Source organism: Burkholderia sp. Bp8998 (assembly GCF_003854235.1).
In the GTDB taxonomy this organism is placed as follows: domain Bacteria; phylum Pseudomonadota; class Gammaproteobacteria; order Burkholderiales; family Burkholderiaceae; genus Burkholderia.
Genome location: NZ_QTQF01000002.1, coordinates 355,985 through 379,610, shown reverse-complemented (window position 1 = coordinate 379,610; position 23,626 = coordinate 355,985). Strand labels below are relative to the sequence as shown.

At 65.8% G+C, this 23,626-nt stretch carries 22 protein-coding genes and 1 riboswitch; of the genes, 11 read left to right on the top strand and 11 right to left on the bottom strand.

Annotation, left to right across the window (positions count from 1 at the left end; translation table 11 throughout):
* Positions 1-48: 48 nt before the first annotated feature.
* From DIE06_RS04520 to DIE06_RS04510, 3 genes are all read right to left on the bottom strand, one after another.
* Positions 49-2,145, bottom strand: a complete 2,097-nt coding sequence (locus DIE06_RS04520; RefSeq protein WP_260433534.1) for a phospholipase D-like domain-containing protein — start codon at positions 2,143-2,145, stop codon at positions 49-51.
* Positions 2,078-4,813, bottom strand: coding sequence for a type VI secretion system Vgr family protein (locus tag DIE06_RS04515; protein ID WP_124660318.1), 2,736 nt, complete (start codon positions 4,811-4,813; stop codon positions 2,078-2,080). The genes DIE06_RS04520 and DIE06_RS04515 overlap by 68 nt, the downstream gene beginning before the upstream one ends.
* A 380-nt stretch (positions 4,814-5,193) precedes the next feature.
* Entirely contained in the window at positions 5,194-5,655 is a 462-nt protein-coding gene (locus DIE06_RS04510) for an Lrp/AsnC family transcriptional regulator (RefSeq protein WP_124660317.1), read from the bottom strand.
* Positions 5,656-5,770: 115 nt separating this feature from the next.
* On the opposite strand from DIE06_RS04510, the gene DIE06_RS04505 reads away from it, so the two are divergent.
* Positions 5,771-6,409: a LysE family translocator gene (locus DIE06_RS04505; RefSeq protein WP_124660316.1), complete on the top strand. Its 639-nt coding sequence runs from the start codon at positions 5,771-5,773 to the stop codon at positions 6,407-6,409.
* A 114-nt stretch (positions 6,410-6,523) separates the two neighbouring features.
* On the opposite strand, the gene DIE06_RS04500 is transcribed toward DIE06_RS04505, so the two are convergent.
* Both DIE06_RS04500 and DIE06_RS04495 read right to left on the bottom strand, forming a co-directional pair.
* A complete protein-coding gene (locus DIE06_RS04500) occupies positions 6,524-8,452 on the bottom strand; it encodes a TonB-dependent receptor domain-containing protein (protein WP_124660315.1) in 1,929 nt (642 codons plus the stop codon).
* Positions 8,453-8,779: 327 nt separating this feature from the next.
* A riboswitch (cobalamin riboswitch) is annotated at positions 8,780-8,973 on the bottom strand.
* A gap of 108 nt (positions 8,974-9,081) precedes the next feature.
* On the bottom strand, positions 9,082-10,128 hold the full coding sequence (locus tag DIE06_RS04495; RefSeq protein ID WP_124660314.1) for an AraC family transcriptional regulator: 1,047 nt from the start codon (positions 10,126-10,128) through the stop codon (positions 9,082-9,084).
* Between the two features lie 169 nt (positions 10,129-10,297).
* Between DIE06_RS04495 and DIE06_RS04490 the strand changes: the two genes are divergently transcribed.
* The 5 genes from DIE06_RS04490 to DIE06_RS04470 are packed head-to-tail and all read left to right on the top strand — an operon-like array spanning position 10,298 to position 14,058.
* Positions 10,298-10,642: a hypothetical protein gene (locus DIE06_RS04490; RefSeq protein ID WP_124660313.1), complete on the top strand. Its 345-nt coding sequence runs from the start codon at positions 10,298-10,300 to the stop codon at positions 10,640-10,642.
* On the top strand, positions 10,632-11,264 hold the full coding sequence (locus DIE06_RS04485; RefSeq protein ID WP_124660312.1) for a Dabb family protein: 633 nt from the start codon (positions 10,632-10,634) through the stop codon (positions 11,262-11,264). The genes DIE06_RS04490 and DIE06_RS04485 overlap by 11 nt, the downstream gene beginning before the upstream one ends.
* Before the next feature lie 56 nt (positions 11,265-11,320).
* Positions 11,321-12,313, top strand: a complete 993-nt coding sequence (locus DIE06_RS04480) for an NADP-dependent oxidoreductase (protein ID WP_124660311.1) — start codon at positions 11,321-11,323, stop codon at positions 12,311-12,313.
* Positions 12,314-12,356: 43 nt separating this feature from the next.
* Positions 12,357-13,232: an SDR family NAD(P)-dependent oxidoreductase gene (locus tag DIE06_RS04475; protein ID WP_124660310.1), complete on the top strand. Its 876-nt coding sequence runs from the start codon at positions 12,357-12,359 to the stop codon at positions 13,230-13,232.
* Position 13,233: 1 nt separating this feature from the next.
* Positions 13,234-14,058 (top strand): SDR family NAD(P)-dependent oxidoreductase, encoded by an 825-nt coding sequence (locus tag DIE06_RS04470; RefSeq protein ID WP_124660309.1) that lies wholly within the window; start codon positions 13,234-13,236, stop codon positions 14,056-14,058.
* Positions 14,059-14,104: 46 nt separating this feature from the next.
* Here DIE06_RS04470 and DIE06_RS04465 read toward each other — a convergent pair whose 3' ends face one another.
* From DIE06_RS04465 to DIE06_RS04450, 4 genes are all read right to left on the bottom strand, one after another.
* Positions 14,105-14,353, bottom strand: a complete 249-nt coding sequence (locus DIE06_RS04465; RefSeq protein ID WP_124660308.1) for a hypothetical protein — start codon at positions 14,351-14,353, stop codon at positions 14,105-14,107.
* Positions 14,354-14,484: 131 nt separating this feature from the next.
* Complete coding sequence (locus tag DIE06_RS04460) at positions 14,485-15,459, bottom strand: threo-3-hydroxy-L-aspartate ammonia-lyase (protein WP_124660307.1); 975 nt, start codon at positions 15,457-15,459, stop codon at positions 14,485-14,487.
* 70 nt (positions 15,460-15,529) lie between these two features.
* Entirely contained in the window at positions 15,530-16,168 is a 639-nt protein-coding gene (locus DIE06_RS04455; RefSeq protein WP_124660306.1) for a transcriptional regulator, read from the bottom strand.
* Positions 16,165-16,686, bottom strand: coding sequence for a YbaK/prolyl-tRNA synthetase associated domain-containing protein (locus tag DIE06_RS04450; protein WP_124660305.1), 522 nt, complete (start codon positions 16,684-16,686; stop codon positions 16,165-16,167). The genes DIE06_RS04455 and DIE06_RS04450 overlap by 4 nt, the downstream gene beginning before the upstream one ends.
* A 412-nt stretch (positions 16,687-17,098) precedes the next feature.
* Between DIE06_RS04450 and DIE06_RS04445 the strand changes: the two genes are divergently transcribed.
* A complete protein-coding gene (locus DIE06_RS04445; protein WP_124660304.1) occupies positions 17,099-18,682 on the top strand; it encodes an isocitrate lyase in 1,584 nt (527 codons plus the stop codon).
* 73 nt (positions 18,683-18,755) lie between these two features.
* On the opposite strand, the gene DIE06_RS04440 is transcribed toward DIE06_RS04445, so the two are convergent.
* The gene (locus tag DIE06_RS04440) at positions 18,756-19,472 is read right to left on the bottom strand and encodes an EthD domain-containing protein (RefSeq protein ID WP_124660303.1); all 717 of its coding nucleotides are present in this window, start codon (positions 19,470-19,472) and stop codon (positions 18,756-18,758) included.
* Positions 19,473-19,522: 50 nt separating this feature from the next.
* Positions 19,523-20,053, bottom strand: coding sequence for a nuclear transport factor 2 family protein (locus DIE06_RS04435; RefSeq protein WP_124660302.1), 531 nt, complete (start codon positions 20,051-20,053; stop codon positions 19,523-19,525).
* 209 nt (positions 20,054-20,262) lie between these two features.
* On the opposite strand from DIE06_RS04435, the gene DIE06_RS04430 reads away from it, so the two are divergent.
* The 4 genes from DIE06_RS04430 (at position 20,263) to DIE06_RS04415 (ending at position 23,320) form a co-directional block, all read left to right on the top strand.
* A complete protein-coding gene (locus DIE06_RS04430) occupies positions 20,263-20,763 on the top strand; it encodes a nuclear transport factor 2 family protein (RefSeq protein ID WP_124660301.1) in 501 nt (166 codons plus the stop codon).
* 51 nt (positions 20,764-20,814) lie between these two features.
* On the top strand, positions 20,815-21,681 hold the full coding sequence (locus DIE06_RS04425; protein WP_124660300.1) for an SDR family NAD(P)-dependent oxidoreductase: 867 nt from the start codon (positions 20,815-20,817) through the stop codon (positions 21,679-21,681).
* Positions 21,682-21,690: 9 nt separating this feature from the next.
* A complete protein-coding gene (locus tag DIE06_RS04420; protein ID WP_124660299.1) occupies positions 21,691-22,446 on the top strand; it encodes an SDR family NAD(P)-dependent oxidoreductase in 756 nt (251 codons plus the stop codon).
* A 97-nt stretch (positions 22,447-22,543) separates the two neighbouring features.
* Positions 22,544-23,320: a glucose 1-dehydrogenase gene (locus DIE06_RS04415; RefSeq protein ID WP_124660298.1), complete on the top strand. Its 777-nt coding sequence runs from the start codon at positions 22,544-22,546 to the stop codon at positions 23,318-23,320.
* Positions 23,321-23,626: the final 306 nt, after the last annotated feature.

Sequence of the window (23,626 nt, the reverse complement as noted above, 5' to 3'; positions counted from 1 at the left end):
AGAAGTCGCAGAACGAGGCCGATGCGTTTCGCGTTGGATCGATTCATCTCAGGTAAGGGCCGATGTGTCTGACGTCGTCGGAATGGTCGTAGAGGCGTGCATCGTGCCAGTAGCGCGATGATCTTCGAAAGGCAGTAGAAAACCTTTGAGAGCCGATCTTCCTGCTTTCCAGACGTCGCGGTTGTTGTCCATACGTGCAACCCATCGCTTGAACATTGAAGGAATTTCTTTAAAGTCCCCGCTACCCGTGATGTCGCCGCCCGAGTGCAGCTTGAATATTCTTTCCCGCAATGGGGCGGCATAATCCAATCCGGTCGCGCCAATGTTGATCTCGCTATCCGCCGTCATGCTGCGCTGGTTCATGTTCGCGCTTCCGACCGTAATAAATACATCGTCGATGATCATCAGCTTCGAGTGAATGTAGATTTCACGGTAGGCCATATCATGACCGGGGATCGGTCCGCTTGCACGCAGTCGGGCAATACTGACCTTGATTCCGTATGTAGACGCCAATTCCTGCACGCTGGGGTGATCGAGAACCTTGATCTCCGAAGAGACTGGGCCCACCCCCGTGTCGCGTTTGTACGAAACAGTCTTCGCATCGGGATAGTCTTGAGGCCGACGGTTTTCCTTGTCGTAGTTTCGCTGATTCGACATTGCCGGATTATTCGTGGTCGGATCGCTCGCGCCGAACTCGGTCAGCATGTCGTACGTGCGGGGAATCATTCCATCGTCCTCCGGATGCGGGATGACGATGAACATATACAAGATTCCCATCTCGCTGCTTGGCCGTCCGGACTTTTCAGCCCAGGCCTTCCAGTGATCTTCTCGTATCGCTTTCAGTTTTTGAGCGAAGGTCGGATAGAAGAAATACTGATTCTCCATATAGATATAGTTGCGTGCCCAGGAACTCGCGTGAATGTAAAGTTCCTTGATTGTCTTATCCTTATCCCGAGGATGGGTACGAACGATCTGCACTGCATGGTTGGCGTTTCCAGGTGCCTTCTGAATATTGCTCGGTATCGCCGTAAGCTCCGGCATCCGGTGCGTGTCAGGGGCGTAGTGATTCCAGTCCAGTGCAAAGTTGTCGTACACGCGCTTCAACGCCGGGCCGAACAGGCGGCACGCATAGTCCTGATAGGGGCGGACATGTTTGTAGCCCTTTGTCGGTGGCTGCTCCAGCGTTGCCTCCTCGTGAGCCTGTTCCGCCTCCAGTGTTTTGCCCGCCAGGCGTTCCCGGAGAGGGTCGTCGATGGCATGCGTCGTCGTGTCCCAGTAGTCGGTCACGGAGTTGAGACCCATCACATAGCCGACCGCTTTGTAGCCGTTGTTGTAGTCGTAGTCGATCACGATCGGCTTCTGATGATGGGTGGGATAGTCCGTCATGAGAGGACGTTCATTGGTCGGCAAAATGCCGTCTTGCGGTTTGAACTCCTCGTCGGACAGCGCGTGAGCGGCGTCCGCTGAATCGACGGAGCGGAATGTCACCTGCAAGTTTTTATTCTTTCCGCTGCAATTCCCCTTGGGACGATGCGTCTTCCACCAGTCGATGCAGTATTTCTGGCGATCCTTGCTGTCGTAAGGGGATTTGGATGTGCCGACGACAAAGGCGGCCGGATTGGTAAACGGGTTGTGCCCTGTGTCGGAGTAGCCCGGAACGTTGTTCTGCTTGGCCGACGCAGTTTCTTGGTACCAGACCATTAATCGCACAGTGACGCCCTTGTTTGCGACCTCTTCAAGCAGTTGGCCATATGTCTGTCCGCGCGGCCATGTGGCTTTGCCTTTGTCACGGATGAGCTCCATGCCCGGGTCGAAACCCCAACAGCAGAGGTTGACGGAACCCTTCGCCAGCTTCAGGTCGTTCGCAATGTTTGCGAACCCCTCTTCGCCACAGACGAGGAATTCGAGGTGGTTTTCATAGGTAATGGGCGCAATATCCCTGCGCGTTTCCAGCAACCATTGTGCCGATGACTTTGCTGCTCGCGACTGCTCGTCAATCGCGACGGATGCTGGATTTTGGGATTTCAAGATAGAGTCGGCCACGTGCGCGTCCTGATTATCAGTGGGCAGGATATCGTTATCCGTCCAGCCGTTCGCCACGGTTGGTACGCTGGTCGGTGTGATCGGGATCGCCCTGAAGAACATCCTTGACCTTCAGGTCAAACTGTCCCCCGTTGGCAAGTTTGACCTGATAGGCCGGCGTGCCGGGCTCATGGTCTTTCACCACGACACGTCCGAATTCGTCTGTCACCCCTTGGCCGATTTTTGCACCACCCTTGTACAGATCGTATGGTTCGCTTACGTACTGATGTGCCTCTCCAGGCAACGCACCCAATGCGAAGTGCAGTTGCTCCTTTTCGGGGGGTAACGCGGGAATATCCGGTGTGCTAACGCTGTCCGGTCCGGTAAGCGTTCGTGTGGCCGAGTGCACCTCGAAACCGCCTGACGTGCCGCTCTTGATTTGCCCAGCTGTCCAGCGCGTGTAGCTGCCGCCGCCGTTGATTTCTACTTCCTGCTGGGCGCTGATGGTGATTTTGTTCGCTGTCACGGTCACGTTCAATTTCGCTAGCAGGTTGATGCTGTCCTTCAGCGCCTTCACATCGATATCGCCTGCCGCGGCAACGAGCCGCATGCCTGCTTCGGCGACAAAGAGGCGCAACGCTCGGCGCGCGCTCGCGAAGAAACCCCCGCCCGTGCTCACCGAGAAATGCTCACCGGTTGTGATGGACGTGCTTTTGCCACTGCTCAGGTGAATTTGCTCAGGCGTACTGCTGGCGATACCAGCGGGACTCGCCAGTACCAGATGCGGCTGATCGAACTGCTTCAGCGTACCACCACCCTGAATGCCTTTCGCTTGCGCTTTCAGTGTGCCGGCAACAGCTTTCTGCTCGCCGTCCTGAGCCCCCGCCGATTGGGCGGACTGCGCGAGGCTCGCGGCAGTGTCTTGAGCGTTTGCCAACTGAAGATTGACTTCATCGACGCTGAACGCATCGCCGGTCGCGCCCGGGCGAGGATGGGTCGTCAGTAGCAGCCCGCGTGCACCGCGCACGGCCGCATTCCCGTCGGTGCGCAACTCGACCCCTTCGCCGCGCTTCTCGCCGCGACCGGCTGGTTCGCTCACGCGCGTGATATAGCCTGCGTGGAGGCCTGACTCGAGGTGGTCGCTGCGTATCTGCGTCTGCACCTGTCCTTGCGTGTCGTCCTTCAGCCAGACGTTGTTTTGCACACCGCCGATTTCCTTACTGACGAAGCCCGATAGGGGATGCTGGTCAGGCAGGTTCCACTGCGGTCGATTTGTGCCGTTCCCGACGCGGGCCGTGATAATCGGCCTGTCCGGATCACCGTCAAGGAACGACACGACCGCTTCGTCGCCGATTCTGGGCAATTGAATGCCGCCGAAGCCGCCACTCGCCCATGGCTGTGCTACGCGCACCCAGCATGAACTGCGCTCGTTACGTTGGCCAATCCGATCCCAATGAAACTGGACCTTCACCCGGCCCAACTCGTCGGTGTAGATTTCCTGACCCTGCGGCCCCACGACGGTTGCCGTCTGCATTTGCATAACGGGCTTATGATGTTCGAACGGACTGCGGAACGGAACCGACTTGCGTTGCGTTTCGATTTCGATGAAGTAAAAACCCGCGGAGCCGTCTGGATGAGCGACGCGGGCCGCCCCGGTTTCTTCGCGACTGGCCGCTGCATCGGCCAGTCTACTTTGCAGGCTACCGGGTAAATTCGCGTGGTGGCTTGACCCTGGAAGATTGTTTTCGATCAACCAGGACGTTTCGAGAACAACGAACTGGCGTCTGGCAGCAGAATCCTGATCATGCTCCGGATGGCCGGTCAATTCGAACCACCGTCCGGCATCCACTCCGCGAAGGCTGCCCGTGCCATAGAACCGTTTTGCACGCGACTCCCATTCCTCCATACGGATTCTGGTCAGATGTTCGCCGCGATCGTCCTTCAGGTACGTGTAGGGACCTGTGTATTCGTAGACTTCCAATTCCTCCGGCAATTCGTGTGACAGCGTTGGCACATGGGTGCCTTTCGGATTGGCGAGTGACGACGGGCTCTTGTAGTCGAACGTACGCGTCGCGAGTGCCGCACTATGCAGGCTTCGCATACCCGACCAGTGCAGCAACGCGTCGACCTCGCTGTTCATGCCGTCGCGCGAGAACGTTACCACCTGTGGCGCGAGCGGTTCACACACGTCCAGCCGGTCGGTGATCGTCAGCGTGTGTGACTTGCCGTCCTCGGCTTGTTTCCAGATACCGAAAAGACCTTCAACTTCCATCAGCCGATGAACAAAGGTCCAGTCGTCTTCGTATTGCGTGCAGTACGAACGTGGTTCGAGTGGCCTCGAAATCGCGAAATCGAACTGACCTTTGGCTTGGGAATGCGCGTTGAAAACGTCGGTCAGGATTTGATCGATTGTTTTGTCCTGCCAGATGTGCTGGTCGCGGCGGAATTTAAGGAAATTCATCCACGACGCAAAGCGAATCTGATAACTGGTCAATCCGCCTTCCGAACCTAGCCGCCTGACCGAATAAACATAACCGTGGCGGGGAAGGTAGGACCGATTGGTCTGCTGAAGCCAGAGGGTGACGGGCTGACCAATCAGTTGCTTCAACTTGATATTGCTGTCAGTCGACTGAACATCGAGCGTGAACTCAAAATGTCGGCCAATCCGCGACCATCCCGCAACACGTTGCGGCAACAATACATCCGGGCCAAGCGGTGTGTCGAGCTTGACCAGTCTCTCATTCTGGATCAGGCCGCCCCGAATTGCCCTCACAATATCCTGCGCACTCATGTTCCGTCCCTTTATTATATTTGCCCCACTTATTGTCATTGGTTTGACATACCGGACCGGTCGATTCTACAGCTTATTGGCCTGATGATTGCCAGAAATCGGAAGATGCAGAGTATCGAATCTCAACTTTTATGCAGTCGTAGCTGTCGAAGTCGAGTGCCAGTCGCTCAAGTTGTCGCCAGATCTTGGCGTATTGGGGGGAGCATCGCGGATGCTCGCTGGGACGGATGCCTTTGGGGGGGACGACGTTTCCGCCGTGCGGCGCACTGAAGCCGCGTGTCTGACAACGCGCAGGAAAACCGCGGCGTCGACTGACGTGCTGCGCGCTACACCGATTCGCCGGCAGTTCACGCAACCATCGCGCAACGCGAGGCATCCTGTCACCCCCGCATGCCTTTGTTCGGCGCAACCGGACGCGCGAGCCCGCGCGCCGGCAGCGGCGTCGACATCACGATCGACGTGCGCGTTTCGCCATACAGGTTGATGCGCTCGATCAGTTGCTCGAGGTGCGCCATGCTGACCGCGACGAACCGCATCACGTAGGAATCCGCGCCGGTCACGTGATGGCATTCGACCACCTCGGGAATCGTCTCCAGCAGCTTCAGGAATTTCGCCTTCGCCGGCTGCGGCACCGTGATGCCGATCAGCGCGCTCACCGGGTAGCCGGCCGCGGCCGGATTGACCCGCGCCGTGTAGCCGTCGATCACGCCGGCCGATTCGAGGCGCTTCACGCGTTCCGTCACCGCCGGCACCGACAGGTGAACCTGGCGCGCCAGCTCCGTGTAGCTGATGCGGCCGTTGGCCTGCAGCAGCGCGAGTACCTTCCAGTCGAGTTCGTCCATCGCGGCGGAGTTTTTAAGGTGAAGCGGCCATTTTTCCTTAAAAACCGCCTTCAGCGGCGACCGGATTTTCCCTACGATGCCATTTGATGTCATCGGATGTCGCAAGGAGCCGGCCATGCTGTTCATCAAGTCCGTCGTGATGGGGTTGTCGATCGCGGTGCCGGTCGGCCCGATCGGCATGCTGTGCATCCAGCGCAGCCTGAGCCGCGGCTTTCCTGCGGGGTTCGCGACGGGCATCGGCGCCGCGTGCGCCGATGCGCTCTACGGGCTGCTCGGCGCGCTGGGCGTCGCCGGCATCGTCACCGCGTTCCCGATGCTGACCGTCGCGCTGAAAATCGGCGGCGGCGCGTTCCTCGTGTGGCTGGCCTGGACCATCGCGCGGCAGGCGCCGGCCGCGCCGGCGGCACGGCGCGATTTACCGCGCACGACCGTGCTGCGCGATTTCCTGACGACCTTCGGCCTCACGCTGTCGAACCCGATGACGATCCTGTCGTTCGTCGGGATCTTCGCGGCGCTCGGGCCGCTGGGACGCACGCATGAAGGCGCGATGGGGCCGACTGTGGCGCTGATGGTCGCCGGCGTGTTCCTGGGTTCCGCGACGTGGTGGCTGTGCCTGAGCAGCGCGACGGCCGCATTGCGCACGAAGATGTCGCTGACGTTCATGCACGGGCTGTCGCGCGTGTCCGCCGTCGTGATCGCGGTGTTCGGCGCGATCCAGTTGATGGCGGGCGTGCGCGGCGTCGTGGGGGCGTGACGCGAAACGTGGTGCGACCGAACGCGCTCGCTCGCGGACGGCGGCATTCGCCACGCGGATACCCGTTCGCATCGACGCCCGCGACCGCAGGCGCCGATGCACCGACCACCCCGATCAGAACGTATAGCTGACCTTGCCGAACGCGGTACGGCCGAGCGTGTTGTAGCCGTACGCGGTCATGTACTGACGGTCGAACAGGTTCGACAGCGTCGCCGACACCGTCAGGTGCGCATTGATCTTGTACGACGCGCGCAGGTTCACGGTCAGGTAGGACGGCAGATACGTGGCGTTGGCCGGATCGTCGAACGTCGTGCCGCCGTAGCTCAGCGTCGCCCCCGTGCTCAGCGCGTGCAGGTGCAGCTCGTCCCACGTGTGGTCGACGTTCACGCTGACGGTCTGGCGCGGCCGGCGGTTGAGCCAGCTGTCGTTGGTCTCGTCCTGCGGATTCAGGATCCCGATCGCGACGCTGACCGGCGTCGAGCGGCCGATCGTGCCCTTGTACGACAGGTCGATGCCGCGGATATGCGCGCGGCCGATGTTCATCGGCGAGAACGTCGCGGGGTTGTACGCGATCAGGTTGTTGACGCGCGTGTCGTAGAGCGCGGCGCTGAACGTGCCGTACGCGGTGTTCGCGTCGAGCGCGGCCTCGACCGAATCGCTGCGTTCCGGATTCAGATTCGGGTTGCCGTAACCGGGGTAGTACAGGTCGTTGAACGACGGCAGGCGGAACGCATTGCCGTACGACACGCGCGCCGTATAGACCGGCGTAATGGCCCACGACAGCGCGGCGTTGCCGGTGTTCACGGCCTTCCCGGCGATGATCTCGTGGCGGCCGGCGACGAACATCGTCACGCTTCCGAGCGTGGCCGACTGATGCAGCGAGAACGCGGAATCGTTGCGCGTCGGCACGCCGTCCGGCACGTCGACCGGCAGGAACGCCTGTTCGCGCGTGAAGTCGTACGCGATCTTCGTCTCGCCCGACAGCGGCAGGCCGAACAGATGGAAGCCGTGCGCCTGATGGGTCAGCGACGTCGACGAACTGATGCGCTGCGAGTTGATCTGGTCGGTCGGGAGGGTCGGGTCGCTCGCATACAGGAACTGGCGGTCGTTCGCATAACCGAACGACTGGTCGAATTGCGTGTCGGGCGAGATGTCGAGATGGAACGCGATGCCGGTCGTCAGCTGATGATCGAGCTCGCGGTTCGCAAAGCCGGCGTTGTCGAAGGACAGGTCGGAGCGGTGGTACAGCGCGAACGTCGAGATCGACCAGTTGTCGCGCGCATAGCCGAGGCGCGCATCGAGATCCTGCGCGTGATACGGATTGCGGCCGTCCTCGTGGTACGGCAACACGGGCCGCGTCGCGTCGATGCCGGCCGTGTTGTAGTCGTGCAGGCCGAGCGTGTAGGTGAGGCCGCCGAGCGTGGCCAGCGGCCCCGTCGACGGCACGGTGCCCGACGTGCGCAACTGCGTGTCGAAGGTCTTGTTCGAGCCGCCACCGAATGACACGGTGGTCTGGTTCGGCTGGCCCGCGGCGCGGCGCGTGAACAGTTGCACGACGCCGCCCATCGCGTTCGCGCCGAACGACGCGGCGGCCGGCCCCGAGATCACCTCGACGCGCTCGAACGCTTCGGTCGGCAGGTCGGCCCACGGCGCGATGCCGGTGGTCGGCGAGCCGATCCGGACGCCGTCGATGAACACCGCGACCTGGCTGGCCGACGAGCCGCGGATGCTGACGGACGCGGACGAGCCTGGGCCGCCGTTCTGCGAGACGGTCACGCCCGGCAGCGTCGCGAGCGCCTGCGTGATGCTCGGGTCGCTCGGCGACAGCCGGTCGAGGTCGGCGCGCGTGAGCACCTGCGTCGTCGCATAACGCTGGTCGAACGACTCGGGCAGGTGCCGCGTGTCGGTCACGCTGATCGTCGGCAGGTCGGCGCCTTCGGCGGGTTGGGGCGGCTGCGCGAGCGCCGTGTCGCCGGCGGCGTGGGCGATCGGGGAGAGCAGCGCGGTGGCGGCGGACGTGGCGAGAAGATGGCGAAGATTCATGAGGCGGCGAGCGTGATCGTGTTGCGGGTACGGCGAGCGTAAGCCGGTGGCGGTGCATACCGCCGGGTTATTGGTGGTCTATCGCGAGACCGGACAGCGTGGGCGGTGGTCGCGCGTGTCGTCATCGCATGTGCCAGACGACAGGGCGCGGCACACGTGTACGGACACGCCGCGCGGACGGGCGGCGCAACGGCGCGACACTTCCGGCGTGGAAGCGGAGGCGGAAAGACGGGACATCTGAAGGGTCCTGAGGTCGGGTCGTCCATGCAACGGGGCGACCGCCAAAGGCGGTGCTGGCGCATCGGGACACCCCGCCCGGTGCGGCTGCCTGGACCTCGGGTCGATGGCAGGTCTCCTGGCTTGCGGGTCGCTATTCGCACCGGCCTTCCCGGTTTCCCAGTGGCGTGGGGTGGTGCGAATTCGCCGCTCACAGTTGCGGGGGCAGCCGCAGATTCGAGGCACTGCCTCTCCTGCGTTCCCTTTTGATCCCGTCTCCGGGAACCATCAGCGCGCAAGCGTAATGGCGAGCGCTCCGGCGCGTCAATTATCGAGGTGTGCAGGGATGCGAAAAAACGTCAGTGTTCGCCGAATGCTTTCCAAAACCTTTCTTCCGAGGCAGTCGAACCGCTTTACGTCTGATGAAACGGGGCATTGGCAGCACTGCACTCGCGCCGGAACCGGCTCGGCGCGATACCCGTCCATCGCACGAACGCCCGCCGAAACGCTTCCTCGCCGCCGAACCCGAGATGCGTGGCGATCCGCGCGACCGGCCAGTCCGACTCGCGCAGGCAGCGCCGCGCGGCGTCGGCCAGGCACTGTTCGCGCAACGCGTGATAGCCGCTGCCTTCGGCGGCCAGCCGCCGCCGCAACGTCGCCTCGCTGACGCCGAGCCACGCCGCCAGCTCCGCGAGCGCGGGCAGCGCCTGCTCGCGCGCGAGTGCCGCGTCGAGAAAGCCGCGCACCTGCTGCGTCCATGACATGACGGCCGGCGCGGCATCGATCAGACGAAACGGGAAATCCACGAGGAACGCGGCGAGTTCGCCCGGCTGCCGGATCACGCGGGCATCGAGCCGCGCCGCGTCGAACGCGAAGCCGTAGGTCTTGCGGCCGACGTCGACCGGCGCGTTGAACAGCCCGAGCAGCGGCATCGCGTCGTCGCGACGCGGATGGCCGAGCCAGACTGCGTCCGGCCGCAGCGGTTGCCCGATCAGCCAGCCGAACAGCTGCAGATAGCAGAACAGCCCCGTCAGGTCGACAAGGCATGCGGCCGGGCTGCGCGTGCGGCGCAGCGAATCCATCCGGAACGTCGCACGGCCGTCGCGCACCGCGAGCGACAGCACGCCGGCGCGCGGCGTGAGCATCTCGCAGAACTCGGCGGCGCAGCGGATCGCGTCGGCGAGCGTCGCGCAACTGAGCAGGCAGCGGCACATCAGGTCGACTTCCTGCTTGCGCATCGGCGGATGGCCGTCGCCGCGCGCGACCTGCGCTTCGAGCCGCTCGATCGCGTCGCGGTACAGCGCGACGAAGCCGCCGGGTGTCGTCGGCGGGGCAGCAGCAACGGCAGGCGTCGCAGGCCGTTGCGCCGGCGGCGCGCCGCTGCGTGCCAGCTCGTCGAGCAGGCGGGCGCCGAGGCCCGGCAGCACGCGGCCGCGTGCCGGCAATACGCGCTGTTTCATACGTTTCCCGATCTGAGCGTTGCGACAGGGGTTGGTGAGCGGCCCGGTAGGGGTTGGCCGACCGCCGCCACGCAAGAATGCTATCCACGCCGGCCGCTTCCGGCCTCGCCGGAACGGCGTAGGCGGCCGGTACCGCATTCCGCCACGAACCATCCGGGACGACCCGCGAATGATCCAGATCGTAGACGAAATCACCCTCGCGCCCGAGCGCATTCCCGACGTGCTGGCACTGCTGCGCGACCGCTATTTGCCGGGCCACGCGGCGCGCGGACTGACGGCGGCCGGCCGCTGGGTGTCGCCGCCCGTCGCGGTGCCGGGGCAGCCGAGCACGCTGTGGCTGACGTGGCAGGTCGCCGATGCGCCGTCGTACTACCGGATGCGCGCGCTGACCGATGGCGACGTGGTCGCATTCTGGATGGCCGTCGACGTGCTGTGCGACGCGCGCCGCCGCCATGTGATGACCGACGCCGACGCATCGCTGCCCGCACTGACGGAGGTCGACCATGCGGCATGACACGGCGCAGGTATTCGTTTCGGCGACCGACGATGCCGGTGCGATCGAGCGCGCATTGCGCGACGCCGCGCAGGCGCTGCCCGGCGCGACCCGCGTGGTGCTCGCGCGCAATCTCGACGGCTGCTGGGGCGCGGGCGATTACACGCTCGACGTGCTGCGCGACGAGCGGGTGACCGATCGAGCGCTGGACGTCACCGCGCTGGCCCCGGTGCCGGGCGTCGTGCGGATCGACGGCGCCGCCTGCCGCGCGATCGGCGGCGGCCTGCGCGAACCGGCGCTGCGCGACGGCGTATGGCGCACGCTGATGCTGCGTATGCGGCCGGAGGCCGATGAAGCACAGGTGCTCGATCTCGAGCGCGAACTGCTGCGCATGCCCGCGTTCATGCCCGGCATTCGCAACTGGCGGCTGAGCCGGATCGTCACGCCGGGCGCGTGGACTCACGTGTGGCAGCAGGAATTCGCGCACGTCGGCGATCTGCTCGGCGAATACCTGCTGCATCCGTATCACTGGGGCTGGGTCGACCGCCGCTTCGACGCCGAAAGCCCCGACTGGACGGTCGATGCGATCTCGCACGCGTTCTGTCCGCTCGCGTCGAGCCTGCTGGCCGACACGGCGGCGTGACGCGCGGCGCGCACGCGACCCACCGCAATGCAAACGACAACACTGGAGACACCACCATGCGAGCCTTGCTGATCGACCGCGTCGGCCATTCCGACGCGCTGCGACTGGCCGACGTTCCCGCACCGACGCCCGGCCCCGGCGACGTGCTGATCCGCGTCGCCTGCGCGGGCGTCAATCCCGCCGACTGGAAATGCCGCGAGGGCTATCTCGGCGCGTTCATGCAGATGACGTTTCCGTTCGTGATCGGGTTCGATGCGGCCGGTGTGGTGGAGGCGGTCGGCGACGGCGTCGAGGGTTTCGCGCCGGGGATGCGCGTGTTCGCACAGACCGACGTCGGCGCGGGGCGCTGGGGCGCGTATGCCGAATACGTCGCGGTGCGGCACGACTCGGTCGTGCGCCTGCCCGACGCGGTCAGCTTCGCGGAAGCGGCGGCCACGCCGACGCCCGCGCTGGCCGCGTGGGCCGGCCTGTTCGACGACGGCGGGTTGCGTGCGGGGCAAACGGTGCTCGTGCACGGCGGCGCGGGCGCGGTCGGCACGTTCGCGATCCAGCTTGCCGTGCAGGCGGGCGCACGGGTCGCCGCGACGTGCTCGGCGCGCAACCGCGCGAGCGTCGAATCGCTCGGCGCGGCGGCGAGCATCGACTATCGCGCACCGGACATCGCGGCGGCCGTGCGGGCGTGGGCGCCCGGCGGCGTCGATCTCGTGCTCGATGCGGTCGGCGGCGACACGCTGCCCGCCGCACTCGACCTGCTGGCACCGGGCGGCACGCTCGTGAACATCATGACGCTCGCGGCCGGCGATGCGCAGCGGCTGGCCGCGACGAGCACCGAAGCCGCGCGGCGCGGCCTGCGCACCGCGATGACGTACAGCCGGATGCCGAGCGGCGCCAAGCTCGCGTCGATCGCGGAACGGCTCGGCCGGCGCGCGCTGCGCGTGCCGCGCTTCGACAGTTTCCCGCTCGAACAGGCGGCGCGCGCGCTCGACCTCGTTCAAACGGGCGACGCGAAAACCAAGTTCGTGCTGCATGTTGCGAATATCGCGGCGTGACGCCGAGCGGTCCGCACGCAACATCACCTTCACCGGAGACATCATGACCGACACCCGTACCGCGACGCTCGCGGGCAAATGCGCGCTCGTGACCGGCGCGAGCCGCGGCATCGGCCGCGCGATCGCGCAGCGCCTCGCGTCCGAATGCGCGACCGTCGTCGTGACGGCGCGCAGCCTCGCGCACTCGGCAACGACGGCCGGCACGCTCGCCGAAACGGTCGCGCTGATCGAACAGGCGGGCGGCCGCGCGATCGCGCTCGCGGCCGACCTGTCGAACCCGGTCGAGCGCGACGCGCTCGTCGCGCGAGCGGCGCAGGCGGCCGGCGGCCTCGACATCCTCGTGAACAATGCGGGCGTGGCCGACTACGCGTGCGTCGACGCGATGCCGATGGCGATGTTCGACACGACGATCGAGCATTATCTGCGCATCCCGTTCACGCTGAGCCAGGCTGCGATTCCGCTGATGCGCGCGCGCGGCGCCGGCTGGATCGTGAACGTCGGCTCGGTTACCGCGCTCGCGCCGCTGCGGCCGTTCGACGATTTCTCGCGCGCGGGCGGCGCGACCGTCTATGCGGCGGTCAAGGCCGCGTTGTCGCGCTTCACGCAAGGGCTCGCGGCCGAACTCGAAGCCGACGGCATCGCGGTGAACCTGGTCGCGCCGAGCACCGCGATCCGCACGCCGGGCGCGGCCCGCTACATCCCCGCAGGCTATCCGACCGAAGACGTCGCGTATCTCGCGGAAACCGCGCTCGCGCTGTGCAGCCTGCCGGCGCGCGAGCGCACGGGCCTCGTCACGCACAGCCTGCATTTCCCGCTGTCGCAGGGGCTCGCGGTGCGCTCGCTCGACGGCCGCACGCCGTTGCCGCCGCCCGTGATTCCCGCCTATGCGCATCCCCACATCGACCCGGCAGGACACTGACATGACGAATTCGATTCGCTTCGACGGCGGCACCGCCGTGATCACCGGCGCGGCCAGCGGCATCGGCAGCGGGCTCGCGCGCCAAGCCGCGGCGCTCGGCATGCGCGTGGTGCTGGCCGACCTCGACCCGGCGGCGCTCGACGCGTTCGCCGCGACGCTCGACACCGACGTGCTGTGCGTGCCGACCGACGTCAGCCGTGCGGAAGCCGTCGACGCGCTGGCCGACGCCGCATGGCGGCGCTTCGGCGGCGTCGACCTGCTGTTCAACAACGCGGGCGTGATGGCGACCGGCTTCAGCTGGGAAATCACGCCGGAACGGTTCGAGCGCAGTTTCGCGATCAACGTGCACGGCGTGATGAACGGGATCCGCAGTTTCCTGCCGCGGATGCTCGAACGCAACCTGCCGGCGCGCATCGTCAATACCGCGTCGGTCGGCGGGTTCCTGCCGAGCCCGTTGATGTCGCCTTACTCGGCGACGAAATTCGCGGTGGTCGCGCTGACCGAATCGCTGTACTGCGAGCTGAAGATGCTCGGCGCGCCGGTCGGCGTATCGCTGCTCGCGCCCGGCCCGGTGCGGACGGGCATCTTCAGCGACCCGTTCGGCGCCGCGCACGACCGGCCCGAGGTGCAGGGCTTCGTCGACACGATGCGCGCGATGCTGAACGCGCACGGGCTTACGCCCGACGCATTCGCCGCGCGGGTGTTCGACGGCATTCGCGACGGACGCTACTGGCTGATTCCGCAGCCGGAGACGATCGACGGCGCGCTGCAGCGGCGCACCGCCGACATCCTGGCCGCGCGCGATCCGTCGCTGCCGTCGTTGTGAGGTCGCGATGCGGGCCGGCCGACCGACGCGGCCGGCTCACGCGGCGTTACATATGCGTGCCGCGGTGTGTGCGGCCGCTCGGGTCGCCGCCACGATCGGGCGGCGTATTGTTCTGATCGATCTTCGCGAGCACGAAGCCGGCATGCGGCAGCGCGGCGGGCGAACGGTGGGCGGCCTGCGCGACCGGGTCGTGCGGCGACGTGGCGGGAAAACCGGATGACGTCGCGCCCGGTTGAGCGAACGCCGAGAGGGAGGCTGCCGCGAGGGCGGCGGCGACGATCGCGTGCGTGTTCATGGTGACTCCTTCTTCACGACTGACTGCGGGACAACGTAATCAGTCTAGGGCGCGAAACTTAACGCGCCGTGAAGGAGCGACGGCGCGCGGATGACAGGATGTTCATGTCGGTCATCCGCGCGTCGCGACGGTCATGCGGATGCGGATACCAGCGCGCAGAAAGTCTCGAGATCGACGTTGCCGCCGCTGATCACGATGCCGACGCGCTTGCCTTTCAGCTCGTCCTTCATCCGGCGCGCGGCCGCGAACGACAGGCAGCCGGTCGGCTCGACGACAATCTTCATACGGGTCGCGAAGAAGCGCATGCAGTCGACCAGCTCGGCGTCGGTCGCGGTCAGGATGTCGTCGACGTCGCGCCGCAGGATCGGGAACGTCAGGTTGCCGAGGTGCTGCGTCTGCGCGCCGTCGGCGATCGTGCGCGGCGTGTCGATATGCACGATCGACCCCGACCGGAACGATTGCTGGCCGTCGTTGCCGGCTTCCGGCTCGACGCCGTACAGCTTCGCTTGCGGCGACAGCGCGCGCGTCGCGAGCGCCGTGCCCGACAGCAGGCCGCCGCCGCCGAGCGGCGTGAACACCGCGTCGAGCGGCCCGACTTCGTCGAACAGCTCCTTCGCCGCCGTGCCCTGGCCCGCGATCACGTCCGCGTGATCATACGGCGGAACCAGCGTGAGCCCGTGCTGTTCCGCGAGCGCGCGGCCAATCTGCTCGCGGTCCTCGGTATAGCGGTCGTAGGTCACGACGTTGCCGCCGTAGCCGCGCGTCGCGGCCAGCTTCGCGGCCGGCGCGTCCTGCGGCATCACGATCGTGGCCGGGATGCCGAGGATGCGCGCCGACAGCGCGATCGCCTGCGCATGGTTGCCGGACGAGAACGCGACGACGCCGTGGCGGCGCTGCGTCGCGTCGAAGCGCGACAGCGCGTTGAACGCGCCGCGGAACTTGAATGCGCCCATGCGCTGCAGGTTCTCGCACTTGAAGAACACCTGCGCGCCGAGCGCTTCGTCGATCGTCCGCGACGTCATCACGGGCGTGCGGTGCGCGTGGCCGTCGAGCCGTGCCGCGGCGGCCGCGACGTCGTCATAGGTGGGGAGGGTCGGGGTGGTCATGAGTCGCTCGTCGGAAGAGTCAGTCAACAGGTCGGCGGGGCGCGCCAGCGGCGCGCGTCCGCCTCACGCATCATTTCGCATCGTTGTATACCGTGGCGCGCGATACGCCGAGGTGCTGCGACACGATTTCCATCGCGCGGCGCACCTCGAGGAAGCCGTCCGCCTTCAGCATCTGCATCAGTTCGCGGCGCTGGTCGGTCTTCAACTCGCGCGGCGTGGTCGCGAGGCGCGTCGCGAATGCGTCGATGCGCTGCCGGATCGCGTCCGCGCCGGCCGGGTCGAGCGTTTCGGCGACCGGCGCGCCTTCGGTGCTGCAGAACTGGTTCAGCATCCCCTGGAAGCCGCGGAACAGCGTGACGTCCGCGTTCAGGCACAGCGCGGCCACATAGCGGCCGCTCGAATCCTTGATGCCGATCGACGTGCTTTTCGCGGTGCGGCCGTCGGCGAAGCGGTTCGCGTAGTTCGCGAGCACCTGCGGGAAGTCGGCGTCGTCGATGCGGGCGAGCCCGAGTTCGGTCGCCGGATCGCCGATCGCGCGGCCCGACAGGTTGTTGTGGATCGCGAGGATCGCGTGCTCCGGCGTGCGCAGGTCGTGCACGACGACCTCGGTGAACGGCGCGAACATCGCGCCGAGTCCTTCGGCGATGCGCAGCACCTGCTCGATCAGCGACGCCTGTTCCGGCTGCGGCTTGGGGCGGGGCGTGGTCATGCGCTGGCCTGGAGCGTGGGCGCATCGGTCGTTGCCGGCCGCGTGATGTCGGCCAGCAGCGGGCGGGCGATCCGCACGTAGTCGGATGCGTCGAGCACGACCGAGCGGTCGAGGCGGCCCGCGTTGAACGCGATTTCGTCGTTGAGTTCGATCAGCGCGGGATCGACCACGAGCGTCACGTTCGCGTCGAACACGAACGGCGGCACGGCGCCCATCACGCAGCGCGTGATCGTGGCGGCGAGTTCGGGCGGCGCGAGCGTCGCCTTGCGGCGGCCAACGGCGTCGGCAACCTTGCGGAAATCGATCTTCAGGTGACCGGGGATCACCGCGAGCGCGGTGGCGTCGCCGCCGTCCTTGAACGTGCAGAGCATCGCCTTCGCGCCCTGTTCCGGACGCGTGCCGCGAATCGCGGCGATCACGTCGGATTTGCCTTCGGCCGGGTGATCCAGCACGCGGAACCGCGCGCCGGAAGTATTCAGCAGCGCGCACAGCGCGTCGAAAACGGGGTAGTCGCTCATGTCGATCCGGGCGGGAGAGGGCGCATCGCGGTACGCGGGGACGGCGCCTGTCGGTTCGCCGTCGATGGATTGTCCAAGTATAGACGTTTTGTCATGCGCGTGGCAAAAGCCCGAAGCATGGATCGCCGTGCCTGTCCTCCCACCAACTGCCGAAAGGGCTTTTCATATCGCGGAATGCGCGGAGAATTCCCGCCGCGTCGCCTTCCCGCCGCTTGAAAACCTGTTTTGCATCGCAAAACGGGCTGCTTATCTCATTGAAAAACAAGAGAAATTTATATCTTATGTCTTATATAAGAGTTATTCGGCAGTGCATTGCGCGGCGTTACTATTGAGTCCATGCAGTTCGCTTCGTCACACGGAGCGGGCACGCTGAACCCTTTACTCAAATGCGCTTCGTTCCCAGGAGATTGACATGTCCCAATATCAAGACGACATCAAGGCAGTGGCTGGCTTGAAGGAAAACCACGGCAGCGCGTGGAACGCCATCAGCCCCGAGTATGCCGCTCGCATGCGTGCCCAGAACAAGTTCAAGACGGGCCTGGATATCGCGAAGTACACCGCGAAGATCATGCGCGCCGACATGGCCGCGTACGATGCCGACCCGGCCAAGTACACGCAGTCGCTGGGTTGCTGGCACGGCTTCATCGGCCAGCAGAAGATGATCTCCATCAAGAAGCACTTCAACAGTACCGAACGCCGCTACCTGTACCTGTCGGGCTGGATGGTCGCCGCACTGCGCTCGGAGTTCGGCCCGCTGCCGGACCAGTCGATGCACGAAAAGACCTCGGTCAGCGCGCTGATCCGCGAGCTGTACACGTTCCTGCGCCAGGCCGACGCCCGTGAACTCGGCGGCCTGTTCCGGGAGCTGGACGCCGCCAAGGACGCCGCTGCCAAGGCCGCGATCCAGCAGAAGATCGACAACCACGTGACGCACGTCGTGCCGATCATCGCCGACATCGACGCCGGCTTCGGCAACGCGGAAGCGACCTACCTGCTGGCCAAGCAGTTCATCGAAGCGGGTGCATGCTGCATCCAGATCGAGAACCAGGTGTCCGACGAGAAGCAGTGCGGCCACCAGGACGGCAAGGTCACCGTGCCGCACGAGGACTTCCTCGCGAAGATCCGCGCGATCCGCTACGCGTTCCTGGAACTGGGCGTGGACGACGGCATCATCGTCGCCCGTACCGACTCGCTCGGCGCCGGCCTGACCAAGCAGATCGCCGTGACGAACGCGCCGGGCGACCTGGGCGACCAGTACAACGCGTTCCTCGACTGCGAGGAACTGTCGGCCGACCAGCTGGGCAACGGTGACGTCATCATCAAGCGCGACGGCAAGCTGCTGCGTCCGAAGCGCCTGCCGAGCAACCTGTTCCAGTTCCGCGCCGGCACGGGCGAAGCTCGTTGCGTGCTCGATTGCATCACGTCGCTGCAGAACGGCGCCGACCTGCTGTGGATCGAAACCGAAAAGCCGCACATCGCGCAGATCGGCGGCATGGTCAGCGAAATCCGCAAGGTCATCCCGAACGCGAAGCTGGTGTACAACAACAGCCCGTCGTTCAACTGGACGCTGAACTTCCGTCAGCAGGCATATGACGCGATGAAGGCAGCGGGCAAGGACGTGTCGGCATACGACCGGGCGCAGCTGATGAGCGTCGAGTACGACGAGACCGAACTGGCCAAGCTCGCCGACGAGAAGATCCGTACGTTCCAGGCCGATGCGTCGCGTGAAGCAGGCATCTTCCACCACCTGATCACGCTGCCGACGTACCACACGGCCGCGCTGTCGACCGACAACCTCGCGAAGGAATACTTCGGCGACCAGGGCATGCTCGGTTACGTGGCCGGCGTGCAGCGCAAGGAAATCCGTCAGGGCATCGCGTGCGTCAAGCACCAGAACATGTCCGGCTCGGATATCGGCGACGACCACAAGGAATACTTCAGCGGCGACGCAGCGCTGAAGGCGGCGGGCAAGGACAACACGATGAACCAGTTCTGAGCGCCGTCGCAATCGATGCAAAACGCCAACCCGTTGCGGGTTGGCGTTTTTTTATCCGCGCGATCGCCGCGCGTTATCCACGCACCGCCTTCACGACGTACTGGCTCGTCGGCACCACGTCGATCTTGTCGAAATCGATGAAGCGTCCGCAGCTGTCCATCATCTCCGCGACGTTGCGCTGAAACTTCTCCTCGTCGCCGACCGCATCGAAGAACGCGTACGGATCGGTCATCGCCGCGGCCGGGAAGCATTCCTCGACGATCGCGTCGTAGCCCGGCGCCGTATGCGTGAGCGCGCGCACGACCACGTTCTGCACGTACAGGAAGTTGTCCTGCGTATCGATCGCGACGCGCGTGTGATGGCCGTGCCACACGTCGAGCCACGCTTCGTGCGTGAGACGCGGCGGGCGCTTCAGGAGCGCGAGCTGCGAGAAGCCGCGCGTGCGCTCGCCGGGCCGCGCCGGAAAGCGCGTGTTCGGAATCGGCTGCGACTCGGTGACGAGATACGCGGCCATGTGCGGGACGACCGCGCGCACCGCGTCGTCGAACGGCTGGCGGAACATCGGGTTCGCGCTGTCGACCCACACCGCGACGATCCCGTCGATGCCCGGGTGCGTGTTGGTCTGCTTCAGGCCGGCGGCTGGCGCGACATCGGCGTCGGCAACGTTCACCTGAACGCCGTGCGCGCCGAGCGACAGCAGCCTGTCGGCGAGCTGCGCACGCACGTTGCGGCTCCACGGCTCGGGCGCGACCTGCGCATCGCGCCACAACACGTAAATGACTTTCTCCATTGCTTGGGCTCCAGGGGGAATGACGGGATCGGCGGCGCTGCCGCCGGGTTTCAGGAAGCGCTGACGGTCGAGTCGGTCGAGTCGGTGGCATGGGCGGCGTCGTGCGCGCCCGGTGCGAAGCGGTTCGCGGTCAGCGTGAACGACGGTGGAATCGGCGACGTGACGGTTTCGAACAACCGCTCGTGGCGCGTCGCGTGAATGCGCCACATGCCGTCGCGCTTCACGTACTGGTCGTCGTAGAACGCGGTGCCGTGCACCAGGTAGTCGTCCTCGAGATTGATCGCGTGATCCTCGAGAAACCACACGCCGCATGCGTGATCGGCGGACACCAGCGTGAGCTCGGGGTGATGGCCGTGATGCATCGTCAGGAAGGTCGGCTTGCCGATCAGCGCGCGCAGGCTCGACACGAACGCGTCGCGGTCGTCGTACGCATGCCGGCCCCCTTGCAGCCGCACTTCGCAGTCCTCGGTCAGGCATTGTTCGAGCAGTGACCAGTCGTGCGTGTCGATCGCGCGGAAATACCGGTACTTCAGCTGGCGGATCTGCTCGTACTCGTAGAGCGTGCGGGTCGTCTCGTCCATCGCCGTATCTCGTGGTGGTGTCGTTCGATGGTAGGAACGAAGCCGCCTGCGTCACATCGTCTGTTCGGACGAACGCCGCGACGGCCGCGTTCACCTCCGCCGATACCGACCGTCGGGTTCATCCAAACAGGTGATGGCCGGCATCTCGTGCGCCTGTAACGTGGCGTCGACGCGGCTTCGATCCGCGTACACGAGATCAAGGAGACGGCATGACCCCGATCGAACGAATGGAAGCGCGCGTGCGCAGGCTCGAGGACGCCGACGCGATCCGCCGCCTGAAAGCCCGCTACTTCACGTGCTGCGACCGGAAGGATCCGCAAGGCATGCGCGACTGCTTCGCGCCCGGCACCGTGCCCATCGACTACGGCCGGATCGGCGCGTTCGACCATCGCGACGCGCTCGTCGACGTGTTCGAGCGGCTCGGCTGCCACCCGCACGTCGTCGAGATGCACCACGGCGTGAATCCCGACATCACCGTGCTCGACGACACGCATGCGCGCGGCACGTGGGGCCTGCATTACCAGATGCTCGACACCAATGCGCGCACGCTCACGCAGCTCGGCGCGACCTACGACGACGAATACCGGAAGGTCGACGGCGAATGGAAGATCGCGGCCACGCGCTGCGTCGTCACGTCGACGCTGTCCGCGCGCTACGACGGCGATGCGCCGGGCGTGCTGTTCGCCGGCGCGCAGCCGCCCGCCGCGTGACGACGCGCATGACCCACGCCGGTTGAGATCATTCCCCAGGAGACATCGAACATGACACAGAACCACGAGGCGCCGGTCGCCGTCGTGACGGGCGCGTCGCGCGGCGCGGGCAAGGGCATCGCGCGCGCGCTCGGCGCGGCCGGCATGACCGTCTACGTGACGGGCCGCTCGCAGAATGAAGGCGACGCGCCGCTGCCCGGCACGATCCACGAGACCGCGCGCGAGATCGACGCGCTCGGCGGCCGCGGCATCGCCGTTGCATGCGACCACGCGGACGACACGCAGGTGAAGGCGCTGTTCGAGCGCGTCGAGCGTGAATGCGGGCGGCTCGACATCCTCGTCAACAACGCGACCTACCTGCACGAGCAGTTGATCCTGCCGGGCCCGTTCTGGGAGAAGTCGCTCGACCTCGTGAACATCCTCGACGTCGGGCTGCGCTCGGCCTACGTCGCGAGCTGGCATGCCGCGCCGCTGATGGCGAAGCGCCGCAGCGGGCTGATCGCGTTCACGTCGTCGTTCGGCGCGAGCTGCTACATGCACGGCGCCGCGTATGGCGCGCAGAAGTCCGGCGTCGACAAGTTCGCGAAGGACATGGCCGTCGACCTGAAACCGTTCGACGTCGCGGCCGTATCGATCTGGATGGGCCCGCTGCGCACCGAGCGCACGACGCGCGTGTGGGACGAGCATCCGGATCTCTACAAGGAATTCTCGCTCGTCGCCGAAAGCCCGGATTTCACCGGCCGCGTGATTCATGCGATCCACGCCGATCCGCAGCGCATGACGTTGTCGGGCCAGGTGCTGGTCGGCGCGGAAGCCGCGCTGCAGTATGGCATCGCGGATCTCGACGGCAAGCAGCCGCCGTCGTATCGCGCGTTGCTCGGCGGGCCCGTGCAGGCTCATCCGGCGATCGTTGCCTGAGGAGCGAGCATGGGCATCCTCGAAGGCAAGGTCGCGCTCGTGACGGGCGCGGGGCAGGGCGTCGGGCAAGGCGTTGCGCACGCGCTCGCGGCCGAAGGCGCGCAGGTGGCCGTGGTCGGCCGCACGCGCGACAAGCTGATCGCGACCTGCGACGCGATCCGCGCACGCGGCGGCGTGGCGGAGCCGTTCGTGTGCGACGTGATGGACGCCGCGCAGATCGCGCGATGCGTCGATGCGGTCGTCGAGCGCTTTCGCGGCGTGCAGATCGTGATCAACAACGCGCAGGTCGTGCCGCTCGGCCGCCTGCTCGACGTGACCGACGCGGATTTCCTCGCGGGCCTCGAGTCGGGGCCGATCGCGACGCTGCGGATGATGCGCGCGTGCCATCCGCACCTGAAGGGCGACGGCGTGATCGTCAATTTCGCGTCGTCGGCCGCGGTGCGCTGGGACACGTCGGGCTATGGCGCGTATGCGGCGACCAAGGAAGCGATTCGCGCGCTCACGCGTGCGGCGGCATGCGAATGGGGCGCCGACGGCATCCGCGTGAATGCGGTCGCGCCGCATGCGCTGTCGCCGGGGCTGAAGGGCTGGGTCGACGCGAACCCGGACGAAGCCGCCGCGTTCTTCCGCACGATCCCCCTCGGCCGCGTCGGCGACTGCGAGCAGGACATCGGGCGCGCGATCGTGTTTCTCGCGAGCCGCGATGCCGCCTACCTGACGGGCGCGACGCTGCCGCTCGACGGCGGGCAGGCGTACTGGGGCTGACGGTGAACGCGGCACCAATCAAGGGTCGGCACGAACGCGCGGGTCAGTGCGTCGCGGCCGGCGAACCGGAATCGGAACGCATCGAAGAGAGAACGACATGGGTCGACTGGAAGGGAAGGTAGCGATCGTCACGGGCGGCGCGCGCGGGATGGGCGCGGCGACATGCCGGCTGTTCGTCGAGGAGGGCGCGCGCGTCGTGATCGGCGACGTGCTCGATGCTGAAGGCGAGGCGCTCGCGCGCGAGCTCGGCGACGCGGCACGCTTCATGCGGCTCGACGTGGCCGACGAAGCGAACTGGGCGCGCGTTGCGGACGCGACCGTCGAGCAGTTCGGGCGCATCGACGTGCTCGTGAACAACGCGGCCGTGCTGATGTTCGGTGCGATCACCGCGTTGTCGAAACGCGATTTCGAGCGTGCGGTGTCGATCAATCTGGTCGGCACGTTCGTCGGCATCCACACGATCGCGCCGCGCATGATCGCGCAAAGGAGCGGGTCGATCGTCAACATTTCGTCGGTGGACGGGCTGCGCGGCGTGAACGCGCTGGCCGCCTACGTATCGAGCAAATGGGGCGTGCGCGGGCTGACCAAGGTGGCGGCGCTCGAACTCGGCCACCAGGGCGTGCGCGTGAATTCGGTCCATCCGGGCGGCGTGAACACGGCGATGTCGAACCCGACCGGCGCGCCGCTCGAGGAGGTCAACAAGCACTACACGCACGTGCCGCTGCAGCGTGTCGGCTTGCCTGACGAAATCGCGCGCGCGACGCTGTTTCTCGCGAGCGACGACGCGTCGTACTGCAACGGCGCCGAACTGTCCGTCGACGGCGGGATGGCGGCCGGCGCGTATTACCCCGGATTGCCTGGCGCGCCGTTTTGAGCGGTAGCGCACACAACGCGTGCGCGACGGATGTTTGTGTACGCAACCTGATTCAGGGTTTGCCTGAGTAGCGAAAACACGGATTCGGGCCGCGACCGTTCGGATGCATCGCATGCGAACGTGTCGCGCCGATTTTTCCGTTTTCGCGAAACCCTTGCCGGACGGCCGTTCCAGACGTTTCGTCCCCCAAGCGCACGCGTCGGCGCTGTAAAAAAGGACACGCCGGCAAGCGGCATGCCGGCACGTCGTCACAGTTGTTTCTTGTTGCAACGCAACGCCCGCCCAATAACGGCGATGGTATGCTGG

Coding starts and splice junctions, on each gene's coding strand:
- DIE06_RS04445 (WP_124660304.1), top strand. CDS start 17,099: ATGTCCCAATATCAAGACGACATCAAGGCAGTGGCTGGCTTGAAGGAA.
- DIE06_RS04430 (WP_124660301.1), top strand. CDS start 20,263: ATGACCCCGATCGAACGAATGGAAGCGCGCGTGCGCAGGCTCGAGGAC.
- DIE06_RS04425 (WP_124660300.1), top strand. CDS start 20,815: ATGACACAGAACCACGAGGCGCCGGTCGCCGTCGTGACGGGCGCGTCG.
- DIE06_RS04515 (WP_124660318.1), bottom strand. CDS start 4,813: ATGAGTGCGCAGGATATTGTGAGGGCAATTCGGGGCGGCCTGATCCAG.
- DIE06_RS04480 (WP_124660311.1), top strand. CDS start 11,321: ATGCGAGCCTTGCTGATCGACCGCGTCGGCCATTCCGACGCGCTGCGA.
- DIE06_RS04465 (WP_124660308.1), bottom strand. CDS start 14,353: ATGAACACGCACGCGATCGTCGCCGCCGCCCTCGCGGCAGCCTCCCTC.
- DIE06_RS04520 (WP_260433534.1), bottom strand. CDS start 2,145: ATGTTCTTCAGGGCGATCCCGATCACACCGACCAGCGTACCAACCGTG.
- DIE06_RS04475 (WP_124660310.1), top strand. CDS start 12,357: ATGACCGACACCCGTACCGCGACGCTCGCGGGCAAATGCGCGCTCGTG.
- DIE06_RS04415 (WP_124660298.1), top strand. CDS start 22,544: ATGGGTCGACTGGAAGGGAAGGTAGCGATCGTCACGGGCGGCGCGCGC.
- DIE06_RS04470 (WP_124660309.1), top strand. CDS start 13,234: ATGACGAATTCGATTCGCTTCGACGGCGGCACCGCCGTGATCACCGGC.
- DIE06_RS04495 (WP_124660314.1), bottom strand. CDS start 10,128: ATGAAACAGCGCGTATTGCCGGCACGCGGCCGCGTGCTGCCGGGCCTC.
- DIE06_RS04420 (WP_124660299.1), top strand. CDS start 21,691: ATGGGCATCCTCGAAGGCAAGGTCGCGCTCGTGACGGGCGCGGGGCAG.
- DIE06_RS04460 (WP_124660307.1), bottom strand. CDS start 15,459: ATGACCACCCCGACCCTCCCCACCTATGACGACGTCGCGGCCGCCGCG.
- DIE06_RS04505 (WP_124660316.1), top strand. CDS start 5,771: ATGCTGTTCATCAAGTCCGTCGTGATGGGGTTGTCGATCGCGGTGCCG.
- DIE06_RS04500 (WP_124660315.1), bottom strand. CDS start 8,452: ATGAATCTTCGCCATCTTCTCGCCACGTCCGCCGCCACCGCGCTGCTC.
- DIE06_RS04485 (WP_124660312.1), top strand. CDS start 10,632: ATGCGGCATGACACGGCGCAGGTATTCGTTTCGGCGACCGACGATGCC.
- DIE06_RS04455 (WP_124660306.1), bottom strand. CDS start 16,168: ATGACCACGCCCCGCCCCAAGCCGCAGCCGGAACAGGCGTCGCTGATC.
- DIE06_RS04490 (WP_124660313.1), top strand. CDS start 10,298: ATGATCCAGATCGTAGACGAAATCACCCTCGCGCCCGAGCGCATTCCC.
- DIE06_RS04450 (WP_124660305.1), bottom strand. CDS start 16,686: ATGAGCGACTACCCCGTTTTCGACGCGCTGTGCGCGCTGCTGAATACT.
- DIE06_RS04435 (WP_124660302.1), bottom strand. CDS start 20,053: ATGGACGAGACGACCCGCACGCTCTACGAGTACGAGCAGATCCGCCAG.
- DIE06_RS04440 (WP_124660303.1), bottom strand. CDS start 19,472: ATGGAGAAAGTCATTTACGTGTTGTGGCGCGATGCGCAGGTCGCGCCC.
- DIE06_RS04510 (WP_124660317.1), bottom strand. CDS start 5,655: ATGGACGAACTCGACTGGAAGGTACTCGCGCTGCTGCAGGCCAACGGC.